Raw genomic sequence first — 20,498 nt, forward strand, 5'->3', positions numbered from 1 at the left:
GAACCAACGGTGCGACATCATGCGCACCCACGCGCCGCGTTAATACTTTATTCAGGACGGAAATGCGACCGAGACGTGCGGCGGCTTTGCGCTTTGCGCGAAGGCCCGCCGGGCGTATCGTGATATCCGACATTTTATCTATGCGCGCTCCACCGGCGCCATTTCGACCAGGGTCCCGCCGACGGTGACGGACATGAACGACGTTCCCCTGCTGGAACTGACCGAGCTGGACTACCTCCAGATGGAGGAGGCCCTGTCGCAGACGGCGCGCGGCCGCGCCTTCCTGCGCATGCGCGACCGGCGGTCCCGCGTGATCGCGATGGACGAACTCCACCGCGTGACCGCCGCGCTGGAGCAGCAGGTCAACCGCCTGCGCGGCGCGGAGCCCGGGACCATGGCCCGCGCCTCGGGCGACGGGCTGGCGCTCCAGCAGGAGCTGACGGCGATCACCCAGGTGGTGCGCGAGACGCGCAGCGACATCGCCGCCCTGCGCCCGGCCGACACCGGCTCCAACCGGATCGAGGCGGCGACCGGCGAGCTGGACGAGATCGTCGGGGCGACGGAGCGCGCGACCACCGACATCCTGAACGCCACGGAGAAGATCCAGGAGATCACCCAGTGCATCCCGCGTGAGGATCCGGAAATCGCGGAGATGGTCGACGCCATCGAGGCGTGGTGCATCGAGATCATGACCGCCTGCTCCTTCCAGGACATCACCGGCCAGCGCACCACCAAGGTCGTCAACACGCTGCGCTACATCGAGCAGCGCGTGAACACGATGATCGAGATCTGGGGCGTGGAACGCATCGCCGCGGCGCCGACCCCGGAGGAGGTGGCCTCCCACCGCAAGATCGGCGACACCCGTCCCGACGCACACCTGCTGAACGGTCCGCAGCTCGGTGGGCCGGAGGTCAGCCAGGACGACATCGACGCGCTGTTCGACGGTCTGGCGACGCAGATCCCCCACGTGATGGAACGCGCCGAACCGGCGACCAAGCCGGCCGCGCCGCCGCCGCCAGCTCCACCGCCCGTCAAGCCGGCGCCCCGCCCCGCAGCCCCGCGCCCCGCCGCGCCACCCCCGGAACCGTCGGGCGGGGGCGAGATCTCGCAGTCCGACATCGACGCGCTGTTTGCCTGAGGGTGCCATGGCGAACGACGGCACCCTCAAATCCCGCATCCGGTTGACGCAAGACCAGTTGGACCGGGTCTGCGAACGGCACATCCGCTTCACGGAGGGACGGCCGAACGGTGCCCGCGCCAACCTGCCCTTCTTCGACCTGTCGGGGCTGGACCTGTCCGGCCGCAACCTGACCGGCGCGCACCTGTCGGGCGCCATCCTGCGCGACGCGACGCTGAAGGGCACCATCCTCGACCACGCCGACCTCTACGGCGCCGACCTGCGCGGAGCCGACCTCTCGGAGGCGCGGCTGTTCCGCACCGACATGCGCGGGGCCAACGTGCGCGGCGCCATCCTGGACGGCGCGGTGATGGTCGAGGTGGACCTGCGCGACGGCAGCATGGCGAACCGGGGCGCCAACGGCGAGATCAAGGTCGTCGGCTTCGAGCCGGGGCCGGCCGACATGTCCTCCGCCCGCCTGACCAACGCCGACATGGCGCGGGCCAAGCTGTCGGGCAGCTTCGCGCGGGCGGCGGACTTCACCAACTCGCGCATGCAGGGTGCGCGCATGCAGCGCACCGACCTGCGCGACTGCAACTTCTCCGGCGCCGACCTCCAGGGGGCGGACTTCAACGGCGCCGACCTGCGCGGCGCCAGGTTCGACGGCGCCAAGGTGTCGGAGAGCGACCTCGCCAACTCCATCCGCACCGACGCGGAAGCGGTCGCCGCCGCCGCCACCCCGCAAAAGCCGATCGTCGAGGACGAGCCGGCGGAAGAGGCGGACACCCGCCCCTGCCCGCCGCCCGACGAGATCGAGCGGCTGCTGCACCAGCACCTGCTCTGGCTCGGCACCAGCGGCGCCAAGGGGCAGCAGCTCGACCTGTCGGGGATGAACCTGGACGGGGCCGACCTGTCGGGCAAGGTGCTGACGCTGGCCAAGGGCACGGGGGCGCGGCTGCGCAACGCCCGGCTGAAGGGCACACAGCTTCAGGCGGCCCAGTTCGACGGCGCCGACCTGCGCTCCGCCGACCTCAGGGGCGCCGACATGCGCGGGGCGAAGCTGGACCGCGCCATCCTGATCGACGGCTGCCTGGACGGCGCCAACCTGGGCACGCTGCTGATCAGCGCGGGCGCGAAGATCATGCGCTCCTCGCTGGTGCGCGCGCGGCTGGCCGGCGCGTCGCTGACCTCCACCAACCTGAAGGGCTGCGACCTGACCATGGCCGACCTGACGGGATGCAGCCGCACCGGCGCCATCTTCGACGAGGCCATCCTGGAAGGCACCCGCCTGGGCAACAACGCCTAGCGTTTAACCTACACGTCCATTGGCGGAAAACGCACGGTCGCGGTCGTTCCCTGGCCGGGCGCGCTGGTCAGCGTGATGGTGCCGCCGTGCAGTTCGACCAGCGCGCGGGTGACGGTCAGGCCGAGGCCCGCGCCGTCGTGGCGGCGGTTCAGGTTCATGTCGGCCTGCTGGAAGGGCTCGAACACGCGGGGCAGCGCGTCGGGCGGAATGCCGATTCCGCTGTCCTCCACCGTCAGCAGAACCGCGCCGTTCTCGTCCGGCCCGGCCCAGACCCGCGCCCGGCCGCCGGACGGGGTGAACTTCACGGCGTTGGACAGCAGGTTCAGCAGGATTTTCATGACGGCGCGGCGGTCGGCGTGCAGGCCCACCGGGAACGGCCCGGTGTCGTCCACCAGCGCCACCCCGCCCTTCGCCGCGCGGTCGCGCATCATCTGCAGGCAGGAGCGCACGACCGCGCCGAGGTCGATGGTCTCCGGCTGGAGGTGGTGCTCGCCCGCCTCGATGCGCGCCATGTCCAGCACGTCGTTGATAATGCCCAGCAGATGCGCACCGCTTTCGTGGATGTCGGCGGCGAATTCCGCGTATTTCGCATCGCCCAGGGGGCCGAGCACCTGATCCTTCAGGATCTCCGAAAAGCCGATGATGGCGTTCAGCGGGGTGCGCAGCTCATGGCTCATGTTGCCGAGGAAGGCGCTCTTCGCCTCGGCGGCGGCTTCGGCCCTGGCCTTGGCCTCCAGCAGGGCGCGCTCCGCGGTCTTGCGCCGGGTGATGTCGCGCAGGTATGCGGTGAAGAACAGCTCGTCCCCGACGCGGCTCGACGCGATGGAGAGTTCGGCCGGAAACTCGCTGCCGTCGCGGCGCATGGCCGTGACCTCGACGCGGCGGCCGATCATGGCGCCGCCCTGGCCGGCGAGAAAGCGGGCGAAGCCGGCCCGGTGGGCGGCGCGCTGGGCCGGTGGGATGATCAGCTCGTCCATCCGCTGCCCCAGCGCCTCCGCCCGGCTCCAGCCGAAGGTCTGCGCCGCCGCCGGGTTGAACTCCACCAGCAGGCCGGAGGCGTCCACCGTCAGCACGCAGTCGAGCGCCGATTCGACGATGGCCTGCTTGCGCGCCTGGCTCTTGCGCAGCTCGTCGTCGAGCCGGGCGCGTTCGATGGCCGCGGACAGCAGCGTGGCGGCGGTCTTCAGCACCTCCACCTCGCGCGGGCTGCGCGGCCGGCCGGCCCCGCTGTCGAAGGCCAGATGGCCCCACCATTGGCCGTCCAGCGTGATCGGCACGGCCAGCCAGCCGTCGCCCCGCTGGGCCGGGAAGCCGTCCTGCAACGCCTCCACCGCGTCCGCGTCGTCCAGCCGGACGACCAGCCGCGACGGGTCGCTGGCGGCGCTGGGCGCGCCCTCCGTCGCCCATTCGGCAAGGCTGGCCTGCATCACCGCGCCGCCGACCCGGTGCGCCTGATAGAGCGCCGCGTGCCGGGCGCCCAGGGCGCGGCCGAGCCGGGCCAGCAGCTCCTCCGCCCCGGTCTGCCAGTCGCCCTGCCCGACGATGCGCGTGGCGGCCTGCGTCACCGCGTCCAGCATGGCGGTGCGCCGCGCCAGTTCCTCCTCGCGCCGCAGCAGCGCGGTGACGTCGGTATTGCTCATCTCTGCCGTGTCCGGCCCCATCGGGTTCGCCCTGCCGATCAACCACGCTGCGTTGTAGAGGGGGGCTTCTTTCCAAACCCTTTACCATCGAAGGAAATGAGGCGAAGGAAATGAGGCAAAGGAAATGGGCTGCCTCCGCCGCGTCGAGGTCCACTGGCACACGGGTCAGCCGGTCGGCCCGGAGCGTGCGACAGGCGGCGTTCGACCCGACCACCGTCAGATCAGCGACGCGATCGCCAAGCTGAAAGCCGCGCACGCCGTCGCCGAGCTGATCGATTTCCCCCACAACGTCATAGCCCAACACGAACGGCGCCCAACACGAACGGCGCCCAACATGAACGGCGGCCGGCGGCGCACCCACGGGTAGAGGTGACGCCGGACCACCACGTCGGTGTACTCGATGCTCGAGGCGAGCACCCGAACCCGGACCTCGCCCCGGCCGGCCGTGGGCAGGGGAGCGTCGACGGTCTCCAATTCGTCGGGACCGCCGAAGCTCCTGAGTTGAACAACCCGGTTGCGGGCCGGTTGCGGGGCTCTCCCATGGGCGGACTCCTCGCAACGCCCGATCCCGCGCTCGGCCGGCGCTGGTCGCGTTTCCTGAGCCGCGCCGGCGCACGCAAAGGCAGGCGTATCCGTTCGCTCGAGCCTTTTAACCCTTCAAATAGCCGACGTAATAGACACCGATGATGTTGTTTTGTGCGTCACGGATTGGTTCATACCCTGTGATGTAGGGCTTGCCCAATATGTCGACGTCTCCGTAGAAGCTCCCGCCTTTGGCGACTGCGGCGATCGCCTTACCCTTGGGGTCCAGCAGGGTGCCGATAGCGCGAGAGCCATCATCTTTTTTCACGTTCGTTGCTACGCGGACGAAATCATCTCCACTTTTTACGAAGATAGTGGCCGTGCCTCCTTTTTCTTTCTGAACCTCGTCAACTAACGAGAAATTGTTGTTCATCTTGGTGTTGCCGAAGTACAGCGCTGGCACAGTCTTTCCCGCAACGGCTTCCTCTCCTTTGATGCTCGGCACGCCCAACGCTGCGGCCTTGGACTTGAGGAGCTGCATTGCCGACTGCACATCTTCGGCGGGTCCGGCAAGCACGCGTGGATGGGGCAGAACCGTGAGATCGGCGGTGAAAACCAGCAGGAACAGAGCGAGTGTGGTTGTTCTCATTGCCGCCTCCTAGCCTTGCTGCATCTCGATGCCATAGATGCCGCGAAAAAGGGCCTATGGTCATACGGTTCATCATACGGTTCAAGGGAGACGAAAATTGGGCGCTTCTTGCGATGCAAGTGTCAAGTCATCACCACGACATAGCTTTGAATATCTTGGTTTCTCCACAAAGATGGTGCGATCATTGCCCGCTGCGCCTCCAATTCTGAAAATATGAATGCTTGATCACCTGCACATACGCTTGAGCAGATATGAGGCGGTCGCTTCTCACTTTGACCGAGTAACCGGGCGAAGGTTTCATGATACCCCCAACCAGGGCGGCGATGAGGGCGCCGAGTAGAGCCTGTCGCCGTCGGCGGGTGTTATGGACGGCTTGGAAGAAGCCGAGATGGGCCGGGAGCTTTTCCTGCGAGATGCCGCGGTGCGGAAGCAACCAGGAACGCAGCAACGACCAAAGCCCTTCGAGAGCGTTAACGTGCACCTCACACAAGTCGTCGCCATCCTCATCGCGGGCGTATTCGCCGCGCGCGTGACAGACCGTCTTGTGCTCGTAGCCTCAGGCTTCCAGGCGCGCGTAGATGTCGTACTCGTCGGTGTAAATCAGACTGCCGGGCCGGATCCTCGCCTGCTGCACGTTGGCCAGCATGTGCGGCACCACCTCACCGCCGCGCTGGATTAGGCCGAGGATCGGCGGCTTCTCGACAAGAGCCATAGGCAAAGGAAATGGCCAAAGCAAAAAGCCCCTCCCCGGCGGACCGGGAAGGGGCTCTCGCAGCGTCCCAAGAGGCGTTCGGCCCAAAAAGGCTGCCGGTGAGTCGCTATGTCGCGGATTGCGGGGCGATCTGGCCGACGGGCAGCTCCGCCGGATGGGCGGGCTTATGCGCGATGGCCGGGGCGCCTTCCGGCGCCATCAGCGACACGGTCATGGTCGGGGCCTTCCATTCCAGGCTGTCGAAGGCGCCACAATGGCCGCACAGGCCGCCCCAGGCCGGGGTGACCGCGTTGCAGGCGGTGCAGGTCCAGGCCGCGTCGGCGGGGGCGGCGGCCGCCTGGGCGAGCCAGGCGCGGGCCGCGTCCTCGTCGTTGTGCTCCGCCCGCTCCAGCTCCGCCAGAAGGCGGTAGAGCCGGCGCGAGGGCTGAAGCTCCAGCGCTTTGTTCAGGTGCGCGCGCGCCTCGCCCCAGATCTGCGCGTCCAGGGAGGCGCGGGCCACGGCGATGTGCGACTCGACGTCGTTCGGCGCGATGGTGCGCAGCTTCTCGAACAGCTTCACGCGGGTCATCGCGTCGTAGCCGCCGACCACCTCGCGGTAGGCGTCGGTCAGGTCCGGATGCGGGTGGACCCGCCAGCTCCGCTCGATCGTCTTGGAGGCCTGCTTGTGCTTGCCGGCCGCCAGCAGCAGACGGGCCGCGCGGGCCGCCGCCGGGACGAAGCCGGGCACGAGGTCGTGCGCCGCCTGGGCGTGCGCCAGGGCGGCATCGCTGCGGCCACGGCGCTCCGCCTCGAAGCTGCGCTCCAGCAGCAGGGCGGCGCGGTGGCGGCGGCCCTGGTCGCTGGCGATGGCGCCGGCCTGCACCGCCTGTTGCAGCGTGCCCTCGGCCGCCGCCCATTCGCCCGCGCGGGCTTCCAGGTCGTAGAGCGTGCCGAGCAGCCAGGGCGTGTTGGGCTGGAGCGACTGCGCCCGACGGGCGAGCTGCAGAGCCTCCACCCGGTCGCCGGCCTTCAGCGACTGGGTCAGCAGGCCGCGCAGGCCGAGAAAGGCGGTCTCCGGCCGATCGAGCATGGCGGTGAAGTATTCCTTCGCCGCGCGGTCGTCGCCCTGAAGCTGGGCGGCCTGGGCCGACAGCAGCATGGTCAGCGGCGGCTCGTTCAGCAGGCCGTCGGCCTTGCGCGCCATCTTGCGGGCGGTGACCGCGTCACCGGCGGCGACCGCCACCATGCCGCGGGTCAACGCCTTGTAGCCGCGCTCGCGCCGGCGGGTGCGGCTGTAGCGGCCGATGTTGCGCGGCGCGCGGAGGATGCCGCGGGCCAACTGGAACAGGAAGACGCCGAAGGCCAGCGCGGCCAGCGCGATCAGCACTGCGATGCCGAAGCTGGTCTCGACGACGTAGCCCTGCCAGCTGATGTTGACGGTGCCCGGCCGTTCGACCAGCCAGATGGCCGCGGCGACGAGGACCGCGACCTTCAGGAGGAACCAGAGCGCGCGGATCATTGGCCGGCCCCCTTCTCGCCGGTGGCCCCGCCCGCCGACTGCGACAGCAGGCCGATGGCGCGGGTGGTCAGCTGCTGGCCCGCCTGATTGGCGGCCAGCCGCGCCTTGGCGTCGGCAACCCACGGGGCGGCGGTGTTGGCCGCCGGACCCTTCAGGGCGCCCAGCTCCTCGACGGCCTTGGCGAGGTTGCCTTCCTGCACCGCCGCCTCGGCGCGGGCGACCACGGCACCGGCGCTGTCACCGACCACGCCACCGCCCTGGCGGCGCACGGTAACCAGCGTGGCGAGCTTGCCGGTGACCTGATTGACCCAGTCGCCGCCCTCGCCCTGGTTGTCCGCCCGCACGATGTCGGAGGACAGGGACTGGAAGCGGTCGGCGAGCTGCGGCTGCGTCGGCACGCCCTTGGCGGCGTAGCCCGCCACGGCGTCGAGCGGCTGCGTCACCTGCGGGTCGTTCACGCCCAGCGCGCGGACGGCCTGGAGTTCCTGCTGGAACGGCTGCCCGGTGGCGAGCGCCGAGCGAAGCTGCCCGGCGGCCAGCACCAGGGCCTGCGCCGCGGTCGCGGCGTCGCGGCGGGTCTCCACGACCTGATTGACGGAGGCGAGCTGCTGCTTCAGCCCGTCCACCTCCTTGCGGAGTTCCTCGGCGGCCTGGGTGTTGGCGCCCACGGCGGACACGCGCTGCTCGATCCCGCCCAGCCGTTCGGCGAGCTGGTTCACGCGCGGGTCGGGCTGCGGAGCGGCAGCGCCACCGGCGGACGCGGCCTGCTGGACGCGCTGGTCCAGCTGGTCGATGCGGCCGGAGAGCTGGCGCAGGGCGTTTTCCAAAACCTGCGGATCGACGCCGCCGGCATTACCGCCGTTCCCGGCGGCCGGGGCCGGGCGCTGCTCCAGACGGCCGACGCGGTCGGCGATCTGCTGAAGCTGGGTGCGGAGCGCCGGGTCGGGCTGCGCCGCCGGGGCGGGCGCGGCGGCCTGCTGGGCCGGGGCGGCACCGCTGGCGGGCCAGCCGGGCACGCGCGGACCCCACCAGGGCTCCGACAGGGCGGCGGCGCCGACGAGGAGGGCGAGCAGCGACACGGCGGTCGCGAAGCCGGCGCCGGAGCGGCGCTCCTCATGAACGTGATGGTGCGGCGGCTCGTAAGCCGCGGCGGCGGACTGGACCGGCTCGATCGGTTCGACGACCGGCGTCTCGACGCGGGTCGTCTCGGCATGGACCGGTTCGACAGGCGCGGGCTCGACGTGCACCGGCTCGGCGGTGGCCGGCTCAACCGACGGCTCCGCCGGCTTGATGTCTTCCGGCTTGGGCTCCGTCGAAACGGGCTCGGCGGCCGGCACCTCGGTGGCGTGGGCCGGGCCGGCGATGATGACCGGCTCGACCAGTTCCGCGCCCTCGGCCAGTTTCTCGGGCGTCTTCTCGGCCTCCACACCTTCCGGCGCGGACAGGGCGGCGGCTTCCGGGGGCAGCGGCGTCACCGAATCGGCGGCGTCCACCGGGGCTCCGGCGGGGGTGGGCCGGTCCTCGATGGGGGTGGCGGCCTCAAGGTCGGCCTCGTCCAGCTTGATGTTGCGCTTGGCAGCGGCGGCGCGCAGGTCGGCGTGGCGGTTTAGCGGAATGGCCCCGCGCTTCTTCCAGCCCTGCACGGTGGTCACGGGGATGTCCAGCTTGTGCGCCATCGGGCGGATGCCGCCGAAGCGTTCGATGATGCGCTCGACGGCGGGACCGCCGGCGGCCGGCGTGTTGTCGGACGGCGTCGGGCCGTTCGGATCGGCCTCGTGATCAGAGCCTGGGCGAGGGGTCATGGGGTGCCTTCTTGGTCGCTGTTGTTCTCGACGTACGCCACGGCCCCCAAGCGGATGCGCTCAAGCCCGGCCCATGCGGCCGGAGGGTTCCGGCAGCAGGCCGAGCAGCGAGTCCTGCTCCGGCCGCGGCGCCACCCGTACGTTCTGCCACGGCGTCACTCCCAGGTCGCCGTACGTGCAGGCAGCCTCCGCGACCGCGGGGCTGAGGCAGAGCGCGTCCACTGTACGACAGCAGTCGAGCAGCCCCGCCTCGTTGACCAGCCTAACAAACGAACGGGCAGTACGGGGAGAGAAAAACAACACGGCGTCGAGTGTTCCCGTACGCAGCGCCGCCGCCGTATCGTCGGACAGCCGTGTGCTCGGAACGGCATCGTACAGCGCCTCGCGGCGGACCGAAAAACCGGATGCCGTCAGCAATCCCGACAGGTCGCCGGCCAGCTTCGTCCCTGCGACATGAAGCAGCATCCCCCGGTCCGGCGCGCAGCGCGCCCGCACCAGATCGGCCAGCGCGTACACGTCGCCCGACGCGCTCTCCACCGCGGCGAACCCGGCGGCGCGGGCGGCGGCGGCGGTCGCGTCGCCCACCGCATAGGCCGGACGGTCGCGCCGGACTGTACGTCTGGCGTATGCCCGTACGCCGTTCGCGCTGGTGAAAAGGAGGGCCTGTACGCCGTCCAGTTCCGGCTCCGGCCCGTCGAGCCAGACCATATCCAGCATCGGCTCGACGGAGGCGTCGAAGCCCAGGGTGCGCAGGCGCGCGGCCAGCGGTTCGGCGTCTTCCGCCGGGCGGGTGACGAGGAGGTGCGGCCGCGCCCTAGCCGGTTGCATCGCGGCCGTTCCGTTACGGCAGGAAGAAGCCGGGCGGCAGGACCGCCTTGATCTCCGCGCCCGCATCGGCGCCCAGCGCGGCGGCCTCGGTCGTGGGGCCGTTGCGTTCGGCCCGGAAGACCTGCCGTCCGTTCGGCGACAGCACCTTGGCCTTCAGCGTCAGCCGGTCGCCGTCCAGCGTGGCCATGGCCGCGATGGGCGTCCGGCAGGAGCCGTCGAGCATGGCGAGCAGCGCGCGTTCCGCCCCCACGCGGGCGGCGGTGTCGCCGCAATGGAGCGGGGCGAGCAGCGCGCGGGTCGCGTCGTCGTTGCTGCGGATTTCGATGCCGATGGCGCCCTGGGCGACGGCGGGCAGCATGACCTCCGGCTCCAGCACGGCGGTGATGCGGTCGGTCAGGCCCAGGCGGCGCAGCCCGGCCAGCGCCAGCAGCGTTGCGTCCACCTCCCCGGCGTCAAGCTTGGCGAGGCGCGTCTGCACGTTGCCGCGGAAGGGAACGACCGTCAGGTCGGGGCGCCGCTCCAGAATCTGCGCCTGCCGGCGCAGGCCGGCGGTGCCGACGACGGATCCCGCGGGCAGGCTGTCGACGTCGTGCCCGCCGCGCGAGAAGAAGGCGTCGCGCGTGTCCTCGCGCGGCAGCAGGGTGGCGATCTCCAGCCCGTCCGGCAGCCAGGTCGGCACGTCCTTCATCGAATGGACGGCGAGGTCCGCGCGCCCGTCGAGCAGCGCGTCCTCCAGTTCCTTCGTGAACAGGCCCTTGCCGCCGGCCTCGGCCAGCGTGCGGTCCAGGATGCGGTCGCCCGTGGTCTTGAAGACGACGATCTCGATGGCGCCAGGGGCGCCCAGATGGGGGTGCGCCGCGATCAGACGGTCGCGGGTCTCGTGGGCCTGCGCCAGCGCCAGCGGGCTGCCGCGCGTGCCGATGCGGAGCGGTTGGGTCATGAACGAGTGTTCTAGGCGATCCACCGCCGTTTGCAAGCGTTGGCGACGGGCCTGCTACTCTTTGATGACCCGGCCGGAAAGGGCCGGCGATCCCGGCCGGGTCCCGCACCGCAACACACGGTGGCATGATCCGGCCGGTTCGCTCTAGATTCAAATGGCCTCATTTGCCGGCTCTCAGCGGATGCCTGTGGCATCCGCCTGCCGCCAGCGGTAACGAAGTTGCCGCGATAGGCCGGGCTTCGGACGCATGGGCGTCCGGGACCGCAGTCGCGGTCCAAAGCGGATTGAAATCCGCTTTAAGAGCCCGTTTAGCGGCGGTGGTGGCCGCTGTCCGACGTCAGGGCGCCGACCGCCGCACCCGCCGCGCCGCCGATGACGCCGCCCATGACGGCGCTGCCGCCGGTCAGGGCGCCGACCGCCGCACCGCCCGCCGCGCCGATGGCGCCACCGGACAACGTGCGCTGTTCGCGATGGCTGAGGTTCGAGCAACCCGCCAGCACCGTCGCGCCGACCAGGATCACCGCAATCGTCTTCATTCTGTTCCTACCCGTCTTGTCTGGCCCGTCTTGGCTGGCCCGTCCTTCGGGGGGCCTGTCGTCCCGGCGCGCCGGATCGCTCCGACGGCCGGGCTTATGCTTACGGGTTGAACACGCCGCTGCGTGTGATCATTCCAGGGCATGAAAGGACACGGGCGCCGCGCGGCCGGCGCCCGTGCATGTGGGTTTCAACCGCGCCCTGGCGTCTCCGTTCAGGGCTTGAGTTGCGGGTCCTCGCCCTTGGCGTGACGCTTGCCTTCCTCTTCGGCGCGGCGCAGTTCCTCGCCCTCCGGGCCGTCCACGGCGTCGCGGGCGCGCTGGGCGTCGCCCTGCACGTCGTGGTGCTGGACGTGGTCCTGCACGCCTTTGCGGTATTGTGCGTCGGCGGTGCGGTTGCCCTCGCCTTCATTCTTTGGCTGGGCATTCTTTGGTTGGGCATTTTTCGGTTCGGCGGCCATGTCGTCGTCCTCCGGTCTTTGCGTCATCCTTGCGAAGCCTTTCGGCCCCAGAGTTCAACCCTCAAGGCCGCGCCGGAGTTTCGTGCGCCCCGCGCAACGGATGCGCGGCGCGGTGCAGAGAAGTCTGCAAGACGTGTAAAATTTTATCAAATGATCGCATGTATTCATTTGCATGCGACCGTTCGATAGTATGATTAACGAAATTAAACGATCATTTTTGCTTTACTTCCCGAACCAATCCATGGAAGTTTAGTGTCGTAACTACCTGCCGACGGAAAAAGCGCGGGTGGACCGGAAACGTTCCAGGATGCATGCCATGACCCTCACCGCTCGGCCGCAAGCCCGTCCAGCCACCTCGCCCTGCCGCCCGAGCGACCGTCGCGAACGGCGCCCGATGCATCCGGTGAGCGGCCATCCCGACATCCCCGTCTTCCTGCGCGCCGACGCCGCACCGCACCCCGTCACGCAGGCCCGCCCGGCGGTCCCTGCCAGCCAACCCCTGGCCCAGGTCATCCACATGGCGGCGACCGGCGTGTGGGTGGTGAAGCGGAACGGCCGCATGACAGAGATCAACGGCCGCAGCTATTGGAGCAGCCGCCGCGACCTGACGGAGGACGCGGCGCGCGCCGGCGTCGGCCTGTCGGACCTCGTGGTGAACACCGGCGCCGAGGCCTGATCCGGGCGGCGCGCCCCCTGCCGACGGATGAGGGTCAGGCCGCCCCGGCGCTCGCCATCAGCTTGCGCAGGTCGTTCGGGAACACCGGCTTGTGCAGGATGCGGAAGCCGTTGCGGCGCGCCTCGTCCAGCCGTTCCGGGGCGGTGTCGCCGGTCAGGATGATGCCGGGCACGTCCTTGCCGACCAGCCCCTGCACGGCGGCCAGCGCTTCCGGACCGGTCCGCCCCTGCTGGAGCTGGTAGTCGGCCAGCACGATCTGCGGGCGGCGGCCGTCGGCGCGCAGCCGTTCCAGAGCCTGGTCGCCCGACCGCGCGGTCAGCACGCTGTAGCCCCAGCCCTCCAGCATCGCCTTGAGGCCGAGCAGGATGATCGCCTCGTCGTCGATGACCAGCACCATGCCCTTGACCTCGCAGTCGTTGGCCGGCTGGCGCACGTCGACGCTGGCGGACGGGTGGGCGGCGGACGGACGGGCGGCCGCCGGACGGGCGCGATCCCGGTCGGTGACGACGCGCGGCAGCTCCACCGCGAAGACGGAGCCCAGCCCTTCGCGCGACCGCACGGTCACCCGGTGCTCCAGCAGGGCGGACAAGCGCTTGACGATGGCCAGCCCCAGCCCAAGCCCGCGGTCGCCGCTCTGGTTCAGCTGGGTGAACTCCTCGAAGATCTCGTCCAGCCGGTCGGCGGGGATGCCCACGCCGGTGTCCCAGACCTCCACCCGCAGCCGGTCCTTGGCCGCACGGCGGCAGCCGATCAGGATGCGGCCCTGGCGGGTGTAGCGCAGCGCGTTCTCGATCAGGTTGCGCAGGATGCGCTCCAGATGGGCCGGGTCGGTGCGCACCCAGGCGCGGGTCGGCACGGCGTGCAGTTCCAGCCCCTTCTGGGCGGCGCGCGGCGCGTATTCGGCGACCAGCCGGCCGAGCACCTGCCCCATCCGCACCTCGGTCGGGGCGACGGCGATCTTGCCGGATTCCAGCCGCGAGATGTCGAGAAGCCCGTCCAGCAGCGCCTTCAACGTGTCCAGCGACTGGCGCATGTTGTCCAGCAGCGGCAGGCTGGGGTTGCCCTGGAGCCGGTCGGTCAGGGCCGCGGCGAACAGGTAGAGCGACTGCACCGGCTGGCGCAGGTCGTGGCTGGCGGCGGCCAGGAACTTGGACTTGCTGACGGCCGCCTGCTCCGCCTCCTCCCGCGCGCGGCGCAGGTCGGCCTCGGCCTGCTTGCGGCCGGTGACGTCCACGGCGGCGCAGGTGATGCCGACGACGGCGCCGTCATGGCCGCGCAACGGATCGACGGTCAGGTCGAAGTAATGGTCCTCGCCCTTCTGCCGGATGCGGATTTCCTCGCGCACGCCTTCGCCGGTGTCCAGGACGCGGCGCTTGATGGCGGTCAGGGCGTCGGCATCGCCGCGGTCCTCGAAGATCTCGCGGTCGGTCTTGCCCACCACGGTCTCGTTCGTGAAGCCCAGCGCCGGGTTGTGCATCCAGGTGTAGCGCAGGTCGCGGTCCTGGTTGAACACCACCACGCCGGAGTTGCGGAGCGCCGTGCGGAACCGCTCGTTGGTGACGCGCAGCGCCTCCTCGGTCCGCTTGCGCTCGGTGATGTCGATGCCGGAGACGATCAGGTGCGTGACCCGCCCCTCGGCGTTCAGCATCGGGGTCAGCCCGACGTCGACGATCATCGACCGGTCGTCGGACAGCCTGATGGACGCGTCGAAGCGGGAGGCTTCGCCATGCGCCGCGCGGGCCACCGCCGCGCGCAGGCGGTCGCGGGCCGAGCCGTCGAAGGACCACCAGCAGGTCTCGTGGAAGGGACGCCCGACGATCCGGTCGGCCGGCAGGCCGGCGACCTCGACGGCGGCGCGATTGACCTGAAGGACCTCGCCCGTCGGGGTCAGCACGCCGATGAAGGCCGGCAGCGCGTCGAGCACCGCCCGCATATGCTCCTCCGAGCCGCGCAGCGCGCGCTCCCGCGCCTCCAGCGTTTCGGCCATGGCGTCGAAGGCGTGGCCCAGACGGCCGATTTCGGAGTTGCGGTCCACCAGCCCGGCGCGGGCGGCGGAGTTGCCCTCGCGCCAGCCCTGCGCGGCGCGCATCAGCGCCTCGACCGGCCGGCGGATGAACAGGGTGCCGCCGACCCAGGCGGCGGCGATCGCCACCAGCAGCCCGGCCAGCGTCATCAGCAGGCCGTGCCGGGTGGTGCGGTCGATGGCCCCGATGGCCGCGGCGTGGTCCAGCCCGACGCTGACGAACAGGTCGCGCGCGCCGCGCTGCGCCGGGGAATAGGCTAGCACGCGCGTCACGCCGTCCAATCCCGGCATGGTGAGGACGCCACCGCGCTCGTCGTCGATCAGGTCCAGGTAGGATTGCGGCACGCGCTCCCCGCGCTGCGCGATGCCGTTGGGCAGCTTCACGAGGATGGCGCCCTTGCGGTCGGTCACCATCAGGCTGGCGTTGTCGGGCAGCGGGCGCGCGGCGAAGTTGGCCGACAGCCAGGGCAGGTCGAGGCCGAGCGTCACGACCCCCGCCACGTCGCCCGCATCGTTGCGGAACGGCACGGCAAAGGGCAGCACACCCCGGCCCGGAGCCTCGCTCGTCGCGCCATCACCCCTCGTACCGTCGCCCCTTGCACCATCCCCCCTCGCACCATCCGGAGTCCATTCGCCGACGACGAAGCGCCCTTCCTGGATCGCGCGGCGGATGTGGGGCTGGTCCATCGCGACGGCGCCCGCCGTTTCCGGCACGCCGCTGCACAGGACGGCGCCGTCCAGGCCGATCACCGCCAGCCCGCGGTATTCGGACGCCCGGTGCGCCAGACGGCCCAGATGCTCCCGGCACCGAACGTGGTCGCCCGCGCGCACGGTGGCCGATTCCGCGATGGCCGTGACCATCAGCCGCGCGCCATCCACGATGCGCGCCTGTTCACCCTCCACGAGGTGCAGCAGACGCTCGGCCTGGGCAGCCACCTCCTGCTCGCGCTCCGCGCGGAACTGGAGGACGCTGTAGGCCTGGATGCCGATGGCCGGCAGCACGGCGAGCAGCACCAGCGCAAAAAGGCGGGCCAGCAGGGTCATGGTGTCTCGGGCTCCCCATCGGGCGGAAAAGCGGCCGGGCGTCGAAGGTCAGGACCGTTCCGCCGGTCTCTGGGATAGCCGGTTATGGTTAAATCACAGTTAATCGCTCAAACAAATCCACGGCATTGTCTGGATCATGCTCGATCAAAGGCTACAATTACGGAGTACAGCTCCGAACGACGATAAGTCTTTATTATGAAGTTTACCTAAAATGCAGATGTTTCCGCTGATCGGAAGGGGTAGCCCTCGATGAAGACACTCACACACCACGGAACCCACATGCCCGCGCTGGGACTCGGCACCTGGCAGTTGACCGGATCGGTGTGCGCCCGGGTGGTGCGGGGCGCGCTCGACCTCGGCTACCGGCACATCGACACCGCGCAAGCCTACGGCAACGAGGCCGAGGTCGGCGCCGCCATCGCCGAAGCCGGCATCACCCGCAGCCAGCTTTTCCTGACCACGAAGCTGTGGATGGACCGGCTGACCCGCGGCGAGGTCGAACGCTCCACCGAGGAAAGCCTGCGCCGGCTGCGCACCGATTATGTGGACCTGCTGCTGATCCACTGGCCGAACCCACGTGTGCCACTGGAGGAGACGCTGGGCGCCATGACGGAGCTGTGCACCACCGGCAAGGTGCGCCGCATCGGCGTCAGCAACTTCCCCGTCGCCCTTCTGCGTCAGGCGGTGGAGGAGATCGGGGCCGACATCTTCTGCGATCAGGTGGAATACCACCCGCTGCTGTCGCAGGCGCCGGTTCTGGACTATCTGCGCCCGCGCGGGATGCTGCTGGTGGCCTACAGCCCGCTGGCCCACGGGGAGGTGCTGACCAATCCGGAGATCCGGCGCATCGCGGACAAGATGGGGGCCACCCCGGCGCAGGTGTCGCTCGCATGGCTGCTCGGCCAGGACAACGTGGCGGTCATCCCGAAGGCGACGAGCGTCGAGCATCTGCGCGCGAATCTCGCCGCACTCGACCTCCAGCTCGATCCCGCCGACCGCGCGGCGCTGGACAAGCTGGCCGGCCACACCCGCACCATCGCGCCCAGCTGGGCGCCGAACTGGGACACCTGAGCCCCCGTCCGCAGCCATTCCCGGCCCGGACGGGGCTTGCCCAGTCGTTCCGTTCGGCGTCGTTCCGTTCGGCCGACAGGTCGGCTCATCACGTCACACCGTGACGTTGACCCCCTGCGAACCGCGCGGCGCCAGGGACGCGAAGGCCTTCTGCGCGCCGGAAAGATCGCCGGACTGCAAGGAGGTGCCGAGGCTGTCCAGCATCGTCTTGAAGCGGTCCTTGGCCGAGCCCGTGCTGCTCGTGCTGCTGGTGGACGATGTGGAGGAGGAATTGTCGTTGCTGGTGCCCAGGAGCTTCGCCAGCGACGAGAAGGAATCCTGCGCCGAGGTCAGGTCGCCGGATTGCAGCGACTGGGCGAGGCTGCCCATGGCGCTCTTCACCTCGTCCGGCGGGCCGCCCTGGCCGCCGTCCGGCGGGAGTCCCATGCGGTCGCCGCCGCCACGCCCGCCGCGCCCGCCGCCATGAGCCTTGGGGCCGTTCGCCTCGAACGCCTTCTGAACCTGGGAGACGTCGCCGGTCTTCAGCGCGTCGCCGACGGCGGACAGCATCTTCGACAGCGGGTTGTTGGAATCGGACGCGCCGCTGGTGCCGCCGGTGCTGGAGGACTGGGAGTCGCTTTGCAGCTTGGACAGCGAATCATAGGCCTTCTGGACGGAGTCCAGATCGCCGGAATCGATGGCTTTCTTGAGCTGGCCGATCCCTTCCCGGATTTCCTTGCCCGGCCCCGGCGGCCGCTGCTGGGCCACTCCGGCGACCGAGGATGAGGTCACGCTTGAGATGGACATGTCATTCTCCTTCGTCCGCCCCGCCTCCGGCCGCAAGGGCGGGAAGTCCTGCGGGATCCGGGCGGGTTGCTCACAAAGGGTTAGACACGCGCCTGCGCCGACTCCTGCGCGCTGTCGCTAAAATTTTACGGGCCGCCTCACGGCCGGCGTCCCTCCGGGCGGAAGGTCGCTAGGCGGTGGCGGCCTTCGGGCGACATCTCGGTCGCGGCGGCGATCAGGTCCTTTTGCAGGCGGTCGCGGAAGTCCTGCTCCGCGCGGTCATGGGCGGCGAACAGGGACTGCATGGCCTTGGGGTCGAACGGTTCCGCCGACAGCAGAGCCTGGACTTGCCGGATGAAGTCGTCGCGCCGCGCGTGGTCGCGGCCGAAGTCCTCGCGATGCTCCGCCATGGCGCGGCGCAGGATGGCCGCATCGGCGTCGGGCAGCGTCTCGGCGACCCGCTCGATGAAGCGCTCGGGCGGGGGCGGGCCGCCATGGTGATGGGGGCGCCCCAGGAGGAAGCCACCCAGGAACAGGTTCAGGCCGACGGACCCGAGCAGGGCGATGGGCATCAAACGGCGGCCTATGGGGCGGCGCATGGGGGTGGTCATTCGTTCCACGCGAGAAGATAGGACTGCGGCGCAACGAGGCTGGCGAGGCCGTCCGCTTGCGTCGAGGCCGGTTGCAGAAGGTTTTCGGTTCCCGCCAGCACGCCCATCACCGCCATCCCGGCGAGGAAAGCCGCGGCCGGCCAGAAGGTACGCGACGGGGTGCGGCGGAACGGAATCACGGCGCCGCCCAGCAACGGTGCGGCTTCGTTGTCGATGCGCTCGCCGATGGCGTCGAAGATCCGCTCGGCCTGTGCGTCGTCCACCGCCGGAGCGGCGAGCGCCAGCCAGGAGTCGAGCGCCCGCGCCTGCTCCAGCGCCCGTCGGGCCTCGTCCGAGGTGGACAGCAGGGCCGCGGCGACGGCGCGTTCCGCCGCCGGCCAGCGCGCGATGTCCGCGCCGTAGGCCTCGGCCAGATGCCGGAAGCGTGCGATCGTCATGCTGTGTTTCATCGGGCCATGCTTCATCGGGCTGTGCTTCATCGGTTGCCCTCGTCGAACGGGCCGACCAGGGGGCGCAGCGTCTCGCGAAGCACGCGCCGCGCCCGGACCAGCAAGCTCTCCATGGCGGAGACGGAAACTTGTAAGACCTTCGCCGCTTCGGCGCAGCTGAGTTCCTCATACACGCACAGGCTGAGCGCGGCCCGCTGGCGCTCGGGCAGTGCCGCAATGGCGCTGTCCACGCTCCGGGCGAGCTGCCGCTCCTCCACCGCCTCCTCCGCGCCCGGCAGCGGCGAGGGGATCTCGGCCGCCTCCTCCATCGGGGCGAAGCCGCGCCGCCGCCGGCTGGTCAGGGCGCGGTTGACCACGATGCGGTACAGCCACGTCGTGAAGAGCGCGCGGTCGCCCCGCCAGCCATCGGCGTTCCGCCAGACCTGGAGGAAGGCGTCCTGGACGACCTCTTCGGCGTCGTGGGCGTTCCCGGCGATGCGCAGGGCCAAGCTCAAGCTCCTCGTCAAATGACGGCGGGTCAGGACGTCGAAGGCGCGGCGGTTGCCCGCCGCCACCTCGGCCATCAATGACTCGTCGCTCAGGTCACCGAAATCGGCGGCCCCGCATCCGTCGATGCGTTCCTGTCTGCGCGTCAGTCCCAAGCGACCGCGAACCCCTTGTTGGCGAAAGCCCAGTTGGCGGAAGACCCGTTGGCGGAAGATTCTTCCGGACGACGCGTCCGGCACGCCCCGTCGGGCCTTCCCGGCCGCTTCCACAGGGTTATACGCGGCATCCCCCTTCCCTCCTGCGCGGTACCCGGCATTTTTTTCCTCCTGGAACCGGGCCTTGGGGCGCCGTGTTGAACGGGCACCATGGATACAGCTTTCCTGACGCCCCCGCACCCCACCGCGCCCGACGGTTCCCCTCGCCAGGTCGGCGTGGAGGTGGAATTCGCCGATCTCGACGCTCCCTCCTCCGCCGCCGTGGTCCGCGACCTTTACGGCGGCACGACGGAGAGGGAGAACCCCCACCGCTGGCGCGTGACCGGCACGCGGCTGGGCGACTTCACGGTGGAACTGGACATGCGCTCCGCCCATCCCGAGAAGAAGGAGGCGGACGCGGAGCCCGGCACTCCCGCCAAGCTCGTGGAAACGGTGGTTGAAACGCTGCGGCCCTGGTGGGGCAACATCGGCAGCCTCGTCATGCCCTTCGAGATCGCCGCTCCGCCCATCCCCATCGACCGCCTGCCCGAGCTGGACGCGCTGTTCACCACCCTGCGGGAGCGCGGCGCGTCGGGGACGGAGGCAAGCCCGCTGTTCGCCTTCGGCCTGCACTTCAATCCGCAGGTGGCGCGCACCGACGCGGACTATGTGCTGGACCACCTGAAGGCGTTCCTGATCCTGTCGCCCTGGCTGCGCAGCGAGATCCGCGTGGACCCGACGCGCCGGCTGACCGGCTACATCGCCGCCTTCCCGGTGGACTACGCGGTCAAGGTCGTCGATCCCGCCTACCGTCCGGACATGGACGGGCTGGTCGCCGACTATCTGGAGGCGAACCCGACCCGCAACCGCGAGCTGGACCTGTTCCCGCTGTTCGCCCACCTGACCCCGGACACGCTGTTCGCCAAGGTGCAGGACCCGCACGTCCGGCCGCGCCCGACCTTCCACTACCGCCTGCCGAACGCCCGGCTGGGCGACCCGAACTGGCGGCTGGCCCAGGACTGGAACCGCTGGGTGGCGGTGGAGGAGCTGGCCGCCGACCGCCCGCGGCTGGACCGGCTGGGCTCCGACTACCGCGACTTCGCCGCCCGCAAGGCGCTGGACGACTGGGCCGCCGAAGCCGGTCGGCGGCGCACCGGCTGACGCGCACGCC

The 20,498-nt window shown here is 70.2% G+C and carries 19 protein-coding genes and 1 pseudogene; 5 read left to right on the forward strand and 15 right to left on the reverse strand.

From position 1 onward, the window contains the following. The first annotated feature begins 193 nt into the window (after positions 1 to 193). Positions 194 to 1,138, forward strand: coding sequence for a protein phosphatase CheZ (locus ACSVC7_RS15115; protein ID WP_448205264.1), 945 nt, complete (start codon positions 194 to 196; stop codon positions 1,136 to 1,138). 7 nt (positions 1,139 to 1,145) lie between these two features. Continuing rightward, positions 1,146 to 2,423, forward strand: coding sequence for a pentapeptide repeat-containing protein (locus ACSVC7_RS15120; RefSeq protein WP_448205263.1), 1,278 nt, complete (start codon positions 1,146 to 1,148; stop codon positions 2,421 to 2,423). An 8-nt stretch (positions 2,424 to 2,431) separates the two neighbouring features. On the opposite strand, the gene ACSVC7_RS15125 is transcribed toward ACSVC7_RS15120, so the two are convergent. The 10 genes and pseudogenes from ACSVC7_RS15125 to ACSVC7_RS15170 form a co-directional block, all read right to left on the reverse strand. After that, a complete protein-coding gene (locus ACSVC7_RS15125; protein ID WP_448205262.1) occupies positions 2,432 to 4,063 on the reverse strand; it encodes an ATP-binding protein in 1,632 nt (543 codons plus the stop codon). A gap of 190 nt (positions 4,064 to 4,253) precedes the next feature. After that, a pseudogene (locus ACSVC7_RS15130) lies at positions 4,254 to 4,679 on the reverse strand (alcohol dehydrogenase catalytic domain-containing protein); the annotation flags it as partial. A gap of 33 nt (positions 4,680 to 4,712) precedes the next feature. Beyond that, complete coding sequence (locus tag ACSVC7_RS15135) at positions 4,713 to 5,234, reverse strand: Cache 3/Cache 2 fusion domain-containing protein (protein ID WP_448205261.1); 522 nt, start codon at positions 5,232 to 5,234, stop codon at positions 4,713 to 4,715. 556 nt (positions 5,235 to 5,790) lie between these two features. Beyond that, positions 5,791 to 5,952: a hypothetical protein gene (locus tag ACSVC7_RS15140; RefSeq protein WP_448205260.1), complete on the reverse strand. Its 162-nt coding sequence runs from the start codon at positions 5,950 to 5,952 to the stop codon at positions 5,791 to 5,793. A 100-nt stretch (positions 5,953 to 6,052) separates the two neighbouring features. Beyond that, positions 6,053 to 7,444: a heme biosynthesis protein HemY gene (locus ACSVC7_RS15145; protein ID WP_448205259.1), complete on the reverse strand. Its 1,392-nt coding sequence runs from the start codon at positions 7,442 to 7,444 to the stop codon at positions 6,053 to 6,055. Beyond that, positions 7,441 to 9,246 carry a COG4223 family protein gene (locus ACSVC7_RS15150; RefSeq protein ID WP_448205258.1) on the reverse strand — a complete coding sequence of 602 codons (1,806 nt, stop codon included), beginning with the start codon at positions 9,244 to 9,246 and terminating at the stop codon, positions 7,441 to 7,443. The genes ACSVC7_RS15145 and ACSVC7_RS15150 overlap by 4 nt, the downstream gene beginning before the upstream one ends. 60 nt (positions 9,247 to 9,306) lie before the next feature. Continuing rightward, entirely contained in the window at positions 9,307 to 10,074 is a 768-nt protein-coding gene (locus tag ACSVC7_RS15155; RefSeq protein ID WP_448205257.1) for a uroporphyrinogen-III synthase, read from the reverse strand. 13 nt (positions 10,075 to 10,087) lie between these two features. Further along, the gene (gene hemC / locus ACSVC7_RS15160; RefSeq protein ID WP_448205256.1) at positions 10,088 to 11,014 is read right to left on the reverse strand and encodes a hydroxymethylbilane synthase; all 927 of its coding nucleotides are present in this window, start codon (positions 11,012 to 11,014) and stop codon (positions 10,088 to 10,090) included. Positions 11,015 to 11,322: 308 nt separating this feature from the next. Next, complete coding sequence (locus ACSVC7_RS15165) at positions 11,323 to 11,550, reverse strand: YMGG-like glycine zipper-containing protein (protein WP_448205255.1); 228 nt, start codon at positions 11,548 to 11,550, stop codon at positions 11,323 to 11,325. 212 nt (positions 11,551 to 11,762) lie between these two features. Then, a complete protein-coding gene (locus ACSVC7_RS15170) occupies positions 11,763 to 12,008 on the reverse strand; it encodes a hypothetical protein (RefSeq protein ID WP_448205254.1) in 246 nt (81 codons plus the stop codon). Positions 12,009 to 12,324: 316 nt separating this feature from the next. On the opposite strand from ACSVC7_RS15170, the gene ACSVC7_RS15175 reads away from it, so the two are divergent. Further along, positions 12,325 to 12,684, forward strand: a complete 360-nt coding sequence (locus ACSVC7_RS15175; RefSeq protein WP_448205253.1) for a hypothetical protein — start codon at positions 12,325 to 12,327, stop codon at positions 12,682 to 12,684. A gap of 34 nt (positions 12,685 to 12,718) precedes the next feature. On the opposite strand, the gene ACSVC7_RS15180 is transcribed toward ACSVC7_RS15175, so the two are convergent. Next, on the reverse strand, positions 12,719 to 15,751 hold the full coding sequence (locus tag ACSVC7_RS15180) for a PAS domain-containing protein (RefSeq protein WP_448205252.1): 3,033 nt from the start codon (positions 15,749 to 15,751) through the stop codon (positions 12,719 to 12,721). A gap of 249 nt (positions 15,752 to 16,000) precedes the next feature. Here ACSVC7_RS15180 and ACSVC7_RS15185 point away from each other — a divergent pair, with 249 nt between their 5' ends. Beyond that, positions 16,001 to 16,822 carry an aldo/keto reductase gene (locus ACSVC7_RS15185; protein WP_448205251.1) on the forward strand — a complete coding sequence of 274 codons (822 nt, stop codon included), beginning with the start codon at positions 16,001 to 16,003 and terminating at the stop codon, positions 16,820 to 16,822. A gap of 93 nt (positions 16,823 to 16,915) precedes the next feature. Here the strand turns inward: ACSVC7_RS15185 and ACSVC7_RS15190 are convergent, their stop codons facing one another. The 4 genes from ACSVC7_RS15190 to ACSVC7_RS15205 form a co-directional block, all read right to left on the reverse strand. Further along, positions 16,916 to 17,608: a hypothetical protein gene (locus ACSVC7_RS15190; RefSeq protein WP_448205250.1), complete on the reverse strand. Its 693-nt coding sequence runs from the start codon at positions 17,606 to 17,608 to the stop codon at positions 16,916 to 16,918. 137 nt (positions 17,609 to 17,745) lie between these two features. Next, complete coding sequence (locus ACSVC7_RS15195) at positions 17,746 to 18,198, reverse strand: periplasmic heavy metal sensor (protein ID WP_448205249.1); 453 nt, start codon at positions 18,196 to 18,198, stop codon at positions 17,746 to 17,748. Beyond that, positions 18,195 to 18,635 carry a hypothetical protein gene (locus tag ACSVC7_RS15200; protein ID WP_448205248.1) on the reverse strand — a complete coding sequence of 147 codons (441 nt, stop codon included), beginning with the start codon at positions 18,633 to 18,635 and terminating at the stop codon, positions 18,195 to 18,197. Before ACSVC7_RS15200 ends, ACSVC7_RS15195 begins: the two co-directional genes overlap by 4 nt. Before the next feature lie 38 nt (positions 18,636 to 18,673). After that, positions 18,674 to 19,210, reverse strand: coding sequence for a sigma-70 family RNA polymerase sigma factor (locus ACSVC7_RS15205; protein WP_448205247.1), 537 nt, complete (start codon positions 19,208 to 19,210; stop codon positions 18,674 to 18,676). A 288-nt stretch (positions 19,211 to 19,498) separates the two neighbouring features. Here ACSVC7_RS15205 and ACSVC7_RS15210 point away from each other — a divergent pair, with 288 nt between their 5' ends. Further along, a complete protein-coding gene (locus ACSVC7_RS15210; RefSeq protein ID WP_448205246.1) occupies positions 19,499 to 20,488 on the forward strand; it encodes an amidoligase family protein in 990 nt (329 codons plus the stop codon). Positions 20,489 to 20,498 lie beyond the last annotated feature (10 nt).

The sequence above is a fragment of the Azospirillum mesophilum genome, assembly GCF_053470405.2.